This is a genomic window from Leptolyngbya sp. 'hensonii' (assembly GCF_001939115.1).
Taxonomy (GTDB): domain Bacteria; phylum Cyanobacteriota; class Cyanobacteriia.
In genome coordinates this window covers 71,202-83,935 of sequence record NZ_MQTZ01000045.1, presented here as the reverse complement: position 1 = coordinate 83,935, position 12,734 = coordinate 71,202, and the positions used below count along the sequence as shown (strand labels likewise).

Sequence of the window (12,734 nt, the reverse complement as noted above, 5' to 3'; positions counted from 1 at the left end):
TTTAAGACAGCCTCTGCAAGCAACAGGATTTGAATTGGGATGAACCCCAGTGTTATAACTGGTATCACAGTCTTTTCAGAAGCAGATCAGCCGGAAGAAATGACAATGATTTGCTCGATCGTTTCAATTTTCTTGATTTCTTTCTGGAATCGCTTTGGAGCTTCTCAAGTACAACGAGCAGATGAGAAATAATGATGGAGGAAAAGCCTTCAGACGTTGCTCTAAAAGCACGTATCCTACTAGTTGAAGACAATGAAATCAACCGACGACTTTTGAGTGATTATTTAATTTATTGTGGCTTTGACGTTCTGAGCTTATCAGAAGGTAAAGGCTTTTTTTCTTTGATAGAAAAGTTTCAACCCCACCTGATTATTCTAGATTTAAAGTTAAAAGATATAGATGGATACACCCTGCTGGAACAAATGCAACAAGTCAGAGAAGAGTTCCAGGTTCCTGTTATTGTAGTTTCAGCGCTAGCTTTTCAAGCAGATCAGAAACGAGCAATTGATCTAGGAGTCAGGCACTACTTCGTTAAACCCATTAATCTGGGTTTACTCAGACAAACCATTGTGAGCGAATTGAAGACTTGAGTAACCCATTGATACTACTCTCGATCGGATGATGACTGACGAATGAGCGCTTCGATGAGTTGGCTGAGGCTCCTCACTGAATTCCCCGCCGCTGCGACCTGATTTTCCAGCTCTGCCAGAAGCAGAGTTGCAGTCTGAAGTTCATTCAAGGCTTTTTCGACAGCTTCTTGTGATTGCTGCTCAAACTCTTCAAGATTCATATTTTGAACATGGATTAGCGGTAGGCGATATTTAAGGATCTACTCTCATTAATAGACGGCTTACGGATAAAATGCCAGTCAAAAATGATACTTCATGGTATCTTCTACTTCTGTTTAAACTCCCTCGCTTTAATCCTTGAGTCAGGAGACGACGGGGTTTATTCGTTAAATTTTTATAGGACTCAGAGGGTTTTTATCCAAACTTTATACATAGTTCCCAAAAAAGATACAAAGGGAGAACTGAATGGAGGGCTCAATCAATCTAAATTTCCTTGAAAACATGGATTAGAAGTAGAAAAATTATGATTAAGTCTTAAAAATTTCTGTGACCCCACTGAGAGCTTCAGGGTGTTTGCATAATGGATGTAGAGTTTGGCGACGATCGACCTTACTCTTTTGACCATGAATTTACATGAATTTACCTGTTCTCATTTGTGGCCTTATCTTCGAAAGCAACTCCCCTGATTAAAGATCCAGAACGCCTGGAAAGCCGGTTACGTGAGATTCCCACCGAACCCGGTGTCTATCTCATGCGAGATGCAGACGACCACATTCTTTACATCGGCAAATCCAAGAAATTGCGATCGCGGGTTCGATCCTATTTTCGAGATCCCCAAAGTCTCAATCCTCGAATGGAACTGATGGTCCGTCAGGTCGCAGACATTGAATTTATTGTCACGGATACAGAGTCAGAAGCCCTGGCCCTGGAAGCCAATCTAGTTAAGCAGCATCAGCCGCACTTCAATGTGCTGTTGAAGGATGACAAGAAATATCCCTATCTTTGCATCACCTGGTCAGAAGCCTATCCCCGCATTTTCATTACCCGGCGGCGGCAATTGGGCCGGGAAAAGGATCGATACTATGGACCCTATGTGGATGTGGGGCTGTTACGGCGCACGCTGCACCTGGTAAAACGGATCTTTCCTCTGCGCCAGCGTCCCCAACCCCTGTTTAAGGATCGGCCCTGCCTGAACTACGACATTGGTCGCTGCCCTGGTGTCTGCCAGCAACTGGTGACTTCAGAAGACTATCGGAAGACGGTGCAAAAAGTGGCGATGGTTTTCCAGGGACGCACCCGTGAGCTGGAAGAGATTCTCACGGGCCAGATGGAACAGGCTGCCGAGGCGTTGCTGTTTGAGCAGGCAGCCCGAATTCGAGACCAGATCATTGGCTTGAAATCCCTGGCCGCCGATCAGAAGGTGTCTTTGCCAGATGATACGGTGTCTCGGGATGCGATCGCCCTGGCTGCCGATGACCAGCATGCCTGCATTCAGCTTTTTCAGATTCGGGCAGGCAGGCTGGTGGGGCGTCTGGGTTTTGTGGCCGACGCCCAATCGGGAACACCGGGGGCCATTCTGCAACGAGTTTTAGAAGAACATTATCCCCTTGTTGATCCGGTAGAAATTCCAGCAGAGATTCTGGTGCAGCATGATCTACCGGAAAGTGATCTGCTGGCGGACTTCTTGAGCCAGACGAAGGGGCGCAAGGTGACGATCCTGACACCCCAGCGGCAGGTCAAAGCGGACCTGATCGAAATGGTGGAGCGGAATGCCGGGTATGAACTGGCTCGGAATCAGAAGTTTGCCGATCGCAACGCCCAGGCCATGCTCGACCTGGCCACCCTGTTGGATCTGCCCGATCTGCCCCACCGGATCGAGGGCTATGACATCTCCCATATCCAGGGATCGGATGCGGTGGCCTCCCAGGTGGTGTTTGTCGATGGCCTGCCAGCCAAGCAACATTACCGCCACTACAAGATCAAAACCCCTACGGTCACTTCCGGTCATTCCGATGACTTTGCCAGCATGGCCGAAGTGATTCAACGGCGATTTCGTAAATATGCCAAGGCGGATGAAGAAAATTGGACAGCAGGTCATGGCAAGGCTCGGAGTTCGGATCCCATCACTGCTCGGGCTGCACTGAATGCCGACTGGCCCGATCTGATCATGATTGACGGGGGCAAGGGGCAACTCTCAGCGGTGGTGAATGCCCTTCGGCAGATGAACCTGCTGGAAGAGGTCAAGGTGGTCAGTCTGGCCAAGCGACGGGAAGAAATCTTTCTACCTGGAGCATCTTTCCCCCTGCAGTCGGACCCAGAACAACCAGGGGTGCAGTTGCTCCGACGGCTGCGGGATGAGGCCCACCGCTTTGCGGTCAGTTTCCACCGCCAGCAGCGCACCGATCGGATGCGGCGCTCCCGTTTGGCCGAGATCCCCGGTCTGGGGCATCATCGCCAGAAGGTGTTGCTGGGGCATTTTCGATCGATCGATTATCTGCGAGAAGCCTCTCCCCAGCAGATTGCTGAAGTTCCTGGTATTGGTCCCCGATTGGCCCAGCAAATTTACGATTACTTCCATCCTGCCCAGACCAGCGACTGAGCCTGCAAAAATACCCCGATTTGGAAAGACGGGTTAGGGGTAGTCTGTGTCCCCGTCCGTGGTACGGTGGGCATGATCATCTTGCCGATCGGGCGTCTCGGAGGTTATATGAACGTCAGGACAGTCGCTACAAAACCTTTCTCTGATCAGAAACCCGGTACTTCCGGTCTCCGGAAGCGGGTGCCCGTATTTCAGCAACCTCATTACCTGGAAAATTTCGTCCAGTCTATTTTCGATAGTTTGGAAGGCTATCAAGGTCAGACCCTGGTGCTGGGAGGGGATGGACGCTATTACAACCAACAGGCTGTGCAAATCATCTTGAAAATGGCGGCAGCAGCCGGATTTGGTCGAGTTCTGGTGGGTCGGACTGGACTCCTCTCCACACCAGCGGCCTCTTGTGTAATCCGCAAGAATCAGGCGTTTGGGGGCATTGTCCTCTCTGCCAGCCACAATCCGGGGGGACCAACTGAAGATTTTGGCATTAAGTACAACATCAGCAACGGGGGACCGGCTCCAGAGAAGGTCACAGAAGCTATCTATGCCCGCAGTCAGGTGATTGACCAGTATCAGATTCTGGAAGCCAATGAGGTTGACCTGACGAAGCCAGGAGAATTCAAGCTGGGTGAGATGACGGTGGAAGTCATTGATCCAGTGACGGATTATGCCCAACTGATGGAGTCCCTGTTTGACTTCGATCGCATTCATGAACTCCTGACTTCCGGTGGCTTTCGGGCCTGTATCGACGCCATGCATGCCATCACCGGTCCCTATGCCCATCGGATTCTAGAGCAGCGGTTGGGAGCTCCGGCTGGAACGGTTCACAATGGCACTCCCCTGGAAGATTTCGGGGGCGGACATCCCGATCCCAACCTGGTCTATGCCCATGATCTGGTGGATATTCTGTATGGAGAGAATGCACCGGACTTTGGAGCCGCTTTCGACGGAGATGGCGATCGCAACATGATCCTGGGGCGCAAGTTTTTTGTCACCCCTAGCGACAGTCTGGCTATTCTAGCGGCTAATACCAGGGGCGTCCCTGGTTATAAAGATGGGCTGGCCGGAATTGCTCGCTCCATGCCCACCAGTCAGGCCGCCAATCGCGTTGCTGAAAAGCTGGGGATTGAGTGCTACGAAACCCCAACGGGCTGGAAATTCTTCGGCAATTTGCTGGATGCAGGACGGGCTACCCTCTGTGGTGAGGAAAGCTTTGGTACTGGTTCTAACCACATCCGGGAAAAAGATGGCCTCTGGGCAGTCCTCTTCTGGCTGAATATTTTGGCGGTGCGGCGGCAATCCGTGGAAGAAATTGTGACGCAGCATTGGCAAACCTACGGACGCAATTATTATTCTCGACATGACTATGAAGGCGTAGACACCGATCGGGCTAACACCCTGGTTGAGGGTTTGCGTGCCCAGATGGCAGCCCTGAAAGGCAAGTCCCTGGGCCGTTACACGGTGGATTACAGTGACGATTTTAGTTACACCGACCCGATCGATGGCAGTATTAGCCAGAAACAGGGCATTCGGATCGGTTTTACTGATGGTTCCCGCATTGTCTTTCGACTTTCCGGCACAGGCACCCAGGGAGCAACCCTGCGCGTTTATCTGGAGAGTTATGAACCCGATTCGGCCAAGCAGGGACTGGACCCCCAAACAGCCCTGGCTGAACTGATTACGATTGCCGATCAGGTGGCTCAAATTCAGGTTCATACCGGCATGGAGAAACCGACGGTGATCACCTGATCCGGGGCAGGATAGGGCGGCGGACTCTGGCAGGGACTCTGGTTGGAGGCAACGGTCTCAAAGGCGACTGTTTCCAAAATCACAATGTGCCCTCACACATCCCGCGTATCATCTTGTGGCAACCGTACCCGGTAGAACTCTATGAACCCACCTGTAGAAGCCTCCCATCTGGAAACCATTCGGGTTGAAGACGATCGCACTGGTCTGAGTATTGAAACCCTCAAACGCGCTTTTCTGGACAACCTGTTCTACATTCAGGGCAAGTTTCCAGTGATCGCGACCCAGAATGATTACTATATGGCTCTGGCTTATACGGTACGGGATCGGATGTTGCAGCGTTGGCTCAGTACTGCTGCGCTCTATACAACCAATGGATCTCGTACTGTGGCCTATCTGTCCGCAGAATTTCTTATGGGGCCTCACCTGGCCAATAACCTGATTAACCTGGGGATCTATGATCAGATCAAGCAGGCGATCGAGGAGTTGGGCCTGGATCTGGAACAACTAATTCAGCAGGAAGAGGAACCCGGCCTGGGCAATGGGGGACTGGGGCGGTTAGCCGCTTGCTACATCGATTCCCTGGCTAACCTGGAAATTCCGGCTCTGGGATATGGGATTCGCTATGAGTTTGGGATTTTTGACCAGATCATCCGCGAAGGTTGGCAGGTTGAGATCACAGATAAATGGCTGCGGTATGGGAATCCCTGGGAGATTGCCCGCCCGGATTGGGCTCTGGAAGTGAAGTTTGGGGGGCATACGGAAGCCTACACCGATGATCAGGGGCGCTATCGGGTGCGCTGGATTCCCGCCCAGGTTGTGGTTGGGGTTCCCTATGACACCCCTATCTTGGGGTATCGGGTCAACACAGCTAATACCCTGCGCCTCTGGAAAGCCGAAGCGGCTGAATCCTTCGATTTTGAATCCTTCAATCGGGGAGATTACTACGGTGCGGTTGAGGACAAAGTGGTTTCGGAAAACCTGACGAAGGTGCTCTATCCCAACGATGAACAGATTCAGGGGAAACAACTGCGCCTGATGCAGCAGGCTTTCTTTGTCTCCTGTTCTCTGCAGGATATGCTCCGGATCATGAGTCGGCAAAATCTGTCTCCCGATCGGTTTCACGAGAAATTTGCTGTGCAATTGAATGACACCCACCCGGCGATCGGTGTTGCTGAAATGATGCGATTGCTGGTGGATGAGTACACCCTGGAGTGGGATAAAGCCTGGGAGATCACCCAAAAAGCTTTCGGCTACACCAATCACACCCTACTACCGGAAGCCCTGGAAAAATGGTCCCTGAAACTATTTGGGAGCCTGCTGCCCCGTCACCTGGAGATCATCTACGAAATTAATCGTCGGTTCCTGGATCTGGTGCGGTTGAAATATCCCTATGACACGAGTAAAGTGTCTCGCCTCTCCCTGATTGACGAAAATGGGGAGAAATATGTCCGCATGGCAAACCTGGCCTGTGTCGGCAGCCATGCTATTAACGGGGTTGCAGCCCTGCATAGTGAGTTGTTGAAGGAAACAGTCCTGCGGGACTTTTACGAACTCAATCCCGAAAAATTCAGTAACAAGACCAATGGCGTCACCCCTCGGCGCTGGATTGCCCTCAGCAATCCCCGGTTGACCCGACTGATTACGGAAAAAATCGGGGATACCTGGATTCGGCATCTGAGTGAACTCCGGCAATTGGAAGGGCTGATCGAGGATGTCGGGTTCCGGCAGTCCTGGCGGCAAATCAAGCGAGATATTAAAGCCGATCTGGCTGCCTATATCCATAAACAAACGGGTACTGTGGTCAATCCAGACTCCCTGTTTGATATCCAGGTGAAGCGGATTCATGAGTACAAGCGACAGCACTTAAACGTTCTCAATATTATTACCCTGTATCACCGGATCAAGCAGAATCCCAACCTTGAGGTTACCCCCCACACCTTTATTTTTGGAGGGAAGGCTGCACCGGGCTACTACATGGCCAAGCTGATCATTAAGCTGATTAACTCGGTGGCTGAGGTGGTCAACAACGACCCGGACGTGCGCGATCGGATTAAAGTTGTGTTTCTGCCGGACTACAACGTTACCCTGGGGCAGCGGGTCTACCCGGCAGCCGAACTGTCGGAGCAAATCTCGACAGCGGGCCTGGAAGCCTCTGGGACCGGCAACATGAAGTTTTCGATGAATGGAGCCCTGACGATCGGCACCCTGGATGGGGCCAACGTTGAAATCCGTGAAGAGGTGGGGGCTGAAAATTTCTTTTTGTTTGGACTGACCGCAGATGAGGTGGCTGCCCTGAAAGCCAGGGGATACAATCCCTGGGATTACTACAACAGCAATGAAACCCTGCGAGAGGTGATTAACCTGATTAGCGCTGGGCATTTCTCCCACGGCGACCCCCATCTGTTCAAGCCGCTGGTTGATTCTCTCTTATATCGCGACCCATTCCTGCTGCTGGCGGACTATCAGACCTATGTGGATTGCCAGGACCGGGTGAGTCAGGCCTATCGAGATCAGGATCAGTGGACCCGGATGTCCATCCTGAATGTGGCCCGGATTGGGAAGTTCTCGTCCGATCGCTCGATTGAGGAGTACTGCCGGGATATCTGGCAGGTTCAGCCGGTTAAGGTTGAGTTACAGGAGTCCAGTCAGGCTACGGCTGGACTGAAAATCTGATGCCACTGCCTTAAACCTGCTCTTAACCTGGGTATGGTTTATTGCTCCTATGAGTTTAAAACTATATTTCCTCCGCCATGGAGAAACCATTTATAGCCGTTCTGGGGGCTATTGTGGTGATCTGGATCCCGATCTAACCCCAGAGGGATATGAAATGGCCCAGGGCTTTGCCGAAACTTACCGATCGGTCCCCTGGGCAGCGGTTTACGCCAGTCCTATGCGACGGACGCTTGCTACAGCCCAACCCCTCTGTACTGCGATCGGGTTAGGGGCACAAATTCGAGAAGGTTTACGGGAGCTGGCCTATGGTCAGTGGGAAGGACAGACTCAAGAGTATGTGCAACAGCACTTTAATCAAGACTATGTTCGCTGGCTGACTGAACCAGCCTGGAACCCTCCGACGGGTGGAGAAACCTCTGTCCAGATTGCCAATCGGGCTATGCCTGTGATTGCTGAAATTCAGGAACAGCATCCGGATGGGAATGTGCTACTGGTTTCCCATAAAGCCACCATCCGGATCATCCTCTGCAGTTTGCTGGGGATTGATCTGGGACGCTACCGCGATCGAATTAATGTCCTGGCTGCCTCAGTCAGTGTCGTCAAGCTGGGAAACTATGGCCCTCTGCTGGAAGTCCTTGGCGATCGGTATCACCTGCCGCAACACTTGCGTAATCTACCGGGTACTTAGGAAACCGGGGAAGAAGTCAGCTTTGATCAAAGCACTGCTGCCCCACTTTCGTGGTCTTCTTGTCTTTTGTTAACGTTGATCCGAATTTTATTTTTAAGGAAGTGAAAAGAACATGCTACAACCAGCCCATACGGTCAAGCAATACCAGAAGGATCCCGACCCCCTCACCTTTGCCGCAGGGGACCTCATTTTTAAGGAGGGAGATCAGGGTGAGTACATGTACGGCATTCTGGAAGGCCAAGTGGAGATGACTATTGAGGGCAAGTCGGTCGAAACTCTGGAGGCTGGAGACATTTTCGGCGAAGGAGCCCTTGTGCACTCGGACCGATTACGAATGTCCACCGCGATCGCAAAAACGGATTGCCAACTGGCTTACCTGAACGAAGAACATTTCCTGTTTGCCGTCCAGGAAACCCCCATGTTTGCCCTGCAGGTAATGCGCAGCTACTCCGATCGATTTCGTCGCTTCAAAGCCCTTTCTATCAGTTGATACCCTGGGATTGCCAGTTATCCTGGTCCCTGATCGGTCCGCTGGTAATCTACAATAGGCTCTGATTCTCTCACTATCGATCGGGATGAAGATAAACAGCAGTAGAGACAGGATAGGGGCTCAGTCTGAACATCTGCTTCGGCGGGCAACCCGAAGAAAATCACCCATCGTTCTGATTCTGCTGCTAGTGATCTGGAGTTTGCTGTTGGGGTCGGTTCTGTCTCAGTCCCTTGCCCTTTCCTCCCAAACCTTCCCGATCGCCCAGATCCAGATCCAACCCGCCAGCGGCTCCAAACCAGACCTGAATGGGGGCGTTGACCCAGTGGCTCCGGTCTATCAGTTGGGACAGCAACTTTACCTGGAAACCTGTGCCAGTTGTCATATTGCTATTCCCCCAGCCCTATTACCCTCCGAAACCTGGCGGCAACTCCTATCCGACCCGCAGCACTATGGTCGGCGGATTGAACTGCCAGTTGATCCCGGTCGCTTATTGATCTGGCAATACCTGCGGGACTATTCTCGCCCTCAAATTGAAGAGGAAGAATTGCCCTACCGCATCCGGGACTCCCGCTATTTCAAAGCCCTCCATCCCCGGGTCAAGCTGCCCCGTCCACTCAACCTGAGCACCTGTGTGACCTGCCACCCCGGCAGTGGCCAGTATAATTTCCGTAGCCTAACCCCGGAATGGGAGAATGCTCCATAGGCTGAAGCGACCTGCTCGCTCCTTCATGCTTCGACCCGGAGTGCTACGATTGGTAATAGTTCTCGCTAGACATATCTCTATAAAACTGGCCATGCTTAAGACTTTGCTGGGTGACCCCAATGCGCGCAAACTCAAGAAATATCAACCTTTGGTAGCAGACATCAATGTGTTGGAGGAAGACATCCGGGCCTTATCGGATCAGGAGTTGCGTGGTAAAACGGCAGAGTTCAAACAGCGCTTAGAAAAGCGGGAAACTCTTGATGATCTCTTGCCAGAAGCTTTTGCGGTCGTCCGGGAGGCCGGACGACGGGTTCTGGGTATGCGCCACTTTGATGTGCAACTGGTGGGTGGCATGATCCTGCATGATGGCCAGATTGCTGAAATGAAGACCGGGGAAGGAAAAACCCTGGTGGCAACCCTGCCCTCCTATCTGAATGCACTGACGGGTAAAGGGGTTCATATCGTGACAGTGAACGACTATCTGGCCCGTCGCGATGCAGAGTGGATGGGCCAAATCCACCGTTTCCTGGGGTTGAGTGTGGGTCTGATCCAGTCCAGCATGCAGCCTCCAGAACGGAAACGCAACTATGACTGCGATATTACCTACGCTACCAACAGCGAATTAGGGTTTGACTACCTGCGGGACAATATGGCCACCTCGATGCAGGAGGTTGTGCAGCGTCCTTTCCAATTCTGCATCATCGACGAAGTGGATTCCGTCTTGATCGACGAAGCCCGCACCCCGCTGATTATTTCGGGTCAGATCGATCGCCCCAGTGAGAAATATATGAAGGCAGCAGAAGTGGCAATCTCGCTGCGTAAGGATGACCACTATGAGGTGGATGAAAAGGCCCGAAACGTCCTCCTGAACGATGAAGGCTTCATCGAAGCGGAAAAACTGCTGGGGGTCACCGATCTATTTGACCCCGAAGATCCCTGGGCCCACTTTATCTTCAATGCCATTAAAGCTAAGGAACTGTTCATCAAGGACGTGAACTACATCGTGCGGATGGGCGAAGTGGTGATCGTAGACGAGTTCACGGGGCGGATTATGGTGGGGCGGCGCTGGAGCGATGGGCTGCACCAGGCGATCGAAGCTAAAGAGGCTGTGGAAATCCAACCCGAAACCCAGACCCTGGCCACAATTACCTATCAGAACTTCTTCCTGATTTATCCCAAACTAGCAGGGATGACCGGCACGGCGAAGACGGAAGAAGCAGAATTTGAAAAGATCTACAAGCTGGAAGTGACGATCGTTCCCACCAACCGCACCAGTCGGCGGCGGGACCAATCGGATGTGGTCTACAAAACAGAAGAAGCCAAGTGGCGGGCCGTTGCGATGGAATGTGCGGAACTGCACCAGCTAGGCCGTCCAATTCTGGTAGGAACCACCAGCGTGGAAAAATCTGAACTGCTTTCAGCCCTGCTCCAGGAGCAGAAAGTTCCCCATAACCTGCTGAATGCTAAGCCGGAAAATGTGGAGCGGGAATCTGAGATTATTGCCCAGGCCGGACGCAAAGGGGCAGTGACGATCGCCACGAACATGGCCGGTCGGGGAACCGACATCATTCTGGGGGGGAACTCCGACTACATGGCCCGTCTGAAAGTGCGGGAATACTTCATGCCTCGGATTGTGCAGCCAGAGGATGAGGCGGATTTTGGCGGGTCAATTCCGGAGGCGACTTTTCGCGATCGCCCTCCGGCTCAGGGTTTTGCCCCCGGCAAGAAGGTGAAGAGTTGGAAAGCATCGCCCCAGATTTTCCCAACCCAACTATCGCGGGAAACGGAACAACTGCTCAAGCAGGCCGTTGATTTTGCGGTTAAACAATATGGGGAGCGCAGTCTGCCAGAATTGGAGGCCGAGGACCGGGTGGCCGTGGCTTCGGAAAAGGCCCCAACGGATGATCCAGTGATCCAGAAGTTGCGGGATGCCTACAATCAGATTAAGCAGGAATATGAGGCGTTTACCGTGCGGGAGCATGAGGAAGTGGTCGGTCTGGGTGGTCTGCATGTCATTGGGACAGAACGCCACGAATCCCGCCGGATTGATAACCAGTTGCGCGGTCGGGCCGGTCGTCAGGGAGATCCTGGGTCCACCAAGTTCTTCCTCAGCCTGGAGGATAATCTCCTGCGGATCTTCGGGGGCGATCGGGTGGCTGGTCTGATGAATGCCTTCCGGGTCGAAGAGGACATGCCGATCGAGTCTGGCTTGCTGACCCGATCTCTGGAAGGAGCCCAGAAAAAGGTCGAGACTTACTATTACGACATCCGAAAACAGGTCTTTGAGTACGATGAGGTGATGAATAATCAGCGTCGTGCCATCTATGCTGAACGGCGGCGAGTCCTGGAAGGGCAAGATCTGAAGGAGCAGGTGATCAAGTACGCCGAAATTACGATGAATGACATCGTCGAAGCTTACATCAATCCTGACCTGCCCCCGGAGGAATGGGAACTGGATGGCATGGTGGCAAAGGTGAAGGAGTTCATTAACCTGCTTTCCGATCTGGAGCCTAAACAACTGGAGGACCTGTCTCCAAGTGAAATTAAAACCTTCCTGCATGAGCAGGTGCGGATCGCCTATGACCTGAAAGAAGCCCAGATTGATCAGCTTCAGCCTGGCCTGATGCGCCAAGCAGAACGGTTCTTTATCTTGCAGCGGATTGATACCCTCTGGCGGGAACATCTGCAGCAGATGGATGGGTTGCGGGAATCTGTCGGTTTGCGCGGCTACGGTCAGAAAGATCCCCTGATCGAGTACAAGAGTGAGGGGTACGAATTGTTCCTGGAAATGATGGTCGATATCCGCCGAGACGTGGTCTACTCCCTGTTCCAGTTCCAACCTCAGATTCAGCCCACCGTCGTACAACCGCCAGAACTAGTCTAGGTAGAAGCGTTGCATGCAAAGGTTCTGCCCATACCAATTCCTATCACCTTGCCCAATAAGGAATTACCATGACATTGGAACGCTGGACAGATGACCAGATGGATAAATTGACCCTGGCGGTAGAGGCCAACACTCAGGTAGCCGCCCAACTGGCCCAGGGACAAAAGGCCATTACCGAAGTCATGGAGCGGATGGCAAATTCCCAGTCTGGGCTCTCGGATTCCCAGGCCAGTCTGACCCGGATTGTCGATCGGATGGAAGCCAGCATTGCCTCCACCAACGCCGCTGTGGAGCGGTTGGAACGGATTGTGGATTACTTGTTGCGGCGAGACCAGCAGACCGCTCTCCAGGATGATCAAACTAGCCAGGACGGTCGGTAGTTTCA

11 protein-coding genes are annotated in these 12,734 nt (G+C 52.5%); 10 read left to right on the top strand and 1 reads right to left on the bottom strand.

Annotated elements, in window-relative coordinates; translation table 11 throughout:
* The first annotated feature begins 39 nt into the window (after positions 1-39).
* Together BST81_RS28545 and BST81_RS18310 are read left to right on the top strand one after the other, a co-directional pair.
* Positions 40-192, top strand: a complete 153-nt coding sequence (locus BST81_RS28545) for a hypothetical protein (protein WP_216351388.1) — start codon at positions 40-42, stop codon at positions 190-192.
* Positions 192-590 (top strand): response regulator, encoded by a 399-nt coding sequence (locus BST81_RS18310; RefSeq protein ID WP_075599953.1) that lies wholly within the window; start codon positions 192-194, stop codon positions 588-590. The genes BST81_RS28545 and BST81_RS18310 overlap by 1 nt, the downstream gene beginning before the upstream one ends.
* A gap of 14 nt (positions 591-604) precedes the next feature.
* Here BST81_RS18310 and BST81_RS18305 read toward each other — a convergent pair whose 3' ends face one another.
* Positions 605-790, bottom strand: a complete 186-nt coding sequence (locus BST81_RS18305) for a hypothetical protein (RefSeq protein ID WP_075599952.1) — start codon at positions 788-790, stop codon at positions 605-607.
* Between the two features lie 434 nt (positions 791-1,224).
* On the opposite strand from BST81_RS18305, the gene uvrC reads away from it, so the two are divergent.
* The 8 genes from uvrC to BST81_RS18265 all read left to right on the top strand — a co-directional run bounded on the left by uvrC (position 1,225) and on the right by BST81_RS18265 (position 12,729).
* Complete coding sequence (gene uvrC, locus BST81_RS18300; protein ID WP_075599951.1) at positions 1,225-3,168, top strand: excinuclease ABC subunit UvrC; 1,944 nt, start codon at positions 1,225-1,227, stop codon at positions 3,166-3,168.
* A 108-nt stretch (positions 3,169-3,276) separates the two neighbouring features.
* Complete coding sequence (locus BST81_RS18295) at positions 3,277-4,911, top strand: alpha-D-glucose phosphate-specific phosphoglucomutase (RefSeq protein WP_075599950.1); 1,635 nt, start codon at positions 3,277-3,279, stop codon at positions 4,909-4,911.
* 141 nt (positions 4,912-5,052) lie between these two features.
* Entirely contained in the window at positions 5,053-7,584 is a 2,532-nt protein-coding gene (locus tag BST81_RS18290; protein WP_075599949.1) for a glycogen/starch/alpha-glucan phosphorylase, read from the top strand.
* 49 nt (positions 7,585-7,633) lie between these two features.
* Positions 7,634-8,272 carry a histidine phosphatase family protein gene (locus BST81_RS18285; protein WP_075599948.1) on the top strand — a complete coding sequence of 213 codons (639 nt, stop codon included), beginning with the start codon at positions 7,634-7,636 and terminating at the stop codon, positions 8,270-8,272.
* Positions 8,273-8,384: 112 nt separating this feature from the next.
* A complete protein-coding gene (locus tag BST81_RS18280) occupies positions 8,385-8,762 on the top strand; it encodes a cyclic nucleotide-binding domain-containing protein (protein ID WP_075599947.1) in 378 nt (125 codons plus the stop codon).
* A 205-nt stretch (positions 8,763-8,967) separates the two neighbouring features.
* Complete coding sequence (locus BST81_RS18275; protein WP_253188369.1) at positions 8,968-9,465, top strand: diheme cytochrome c; 498 nt, start codon at positions 8,968-8,970, stop codon at positions 9,463-9,465.
* A 91-nt stretch (positions 9,466-9,556) separates the two neighbouring features.
* Positions 9,557-12,349 (top strand): preprotein translocase subunit SecA, encoded by a 2,793-nt coding sequence (gene secA, locus BST81_RS18270; RefSeq protein WP_075599945.1) that lies wholly within the window; start codon positions 9,557-9,559, stop codon positions 12,347-12,349.
* Positions 12,350-12,417: 68 nt separating this feature from the next.
* The gene (locus BST81_RS18265; RefSeq protein ID WP_075599944.1) at positions 12,418-12,729 is read left to right on the top strand and encodes a hypothetical protein; all 312 of its coding nucleotides are present in this window, start codon (positions 12,418-12,420) and stop codon (positions 12,727-12,729) included.
* The last annotated feature ends 5 nt before the right edge of the window (positions 12,730-12,734 follow it).

What these genes read in the sequence shown, in the direction of transcription:
- BST81_RS28545 (WP_216351388.1), top strand. Translation starts at nt 40, where the DNA reads ATGAACCCCAGTGTTATAACTGGTATCACAGTCTTTTCAGAAGCAGAT.
- BST81_RS18310 (WP_075599953.1), top strand. Translation starts at nt 192, where the DNA reads ATGATGGAGGAAAAGCCTTCAGACGTTGCTCTAAAAGCACGTATCCTA.
- BST81_RS18305 (WP_075599952.1), bottom strand. Translation starts at nt 790, where the DNA reads ATGAATCTTGAAGAGTTTGAGCAGCAATCACAAGAAGCTGTCGAAAAA.
- BST81_RS18295 (WP_075599950.1), top strand. Translation starts at nt 3,277, where the DNA reads ATGAACGTCAGGACAGTCGCTACAAAACCTTTCTCTGATCAGAAACCC.
- BST81_RS18290 (WP_075599949.1), top strand. Translation starts at nt 5,053, where the DNA reads ATGAACCCACCTGTAGAAGCCTCCCATCTGGAAACCATTCGGGTTGAA.
- BST81_RS18285 (WP_075599948.1), top strand. Translation starts at nt 7,634, where the DNA reads ATGAGTTTAAAACTATATTTCCTCCGCCATGGAGAAACCATTTATAGC.
- BST81_RS18280 (WP_075599947.1), top strand. Translation starts at nt 8,385, where the DNA reads ATGCTACAACCAGCCCATACGGTCAAGCAATACCAGAAGGATCCCGAC.
- secA (WP_075599945.1), top strand. Translation starts at nt 9,557, where the DNA reads ATGCTTAAGACTTTGCTGGGTGACCCCAATGCGCGCAAACTCAAGAAA.
- BST81_RS18265 (WP_075599944.1), top strand. Translation starts at nt 12,418, where the DNA reads ATGACATTGGAACGCTGGACAGATGACCAGATGGATAAATTGACCCTG.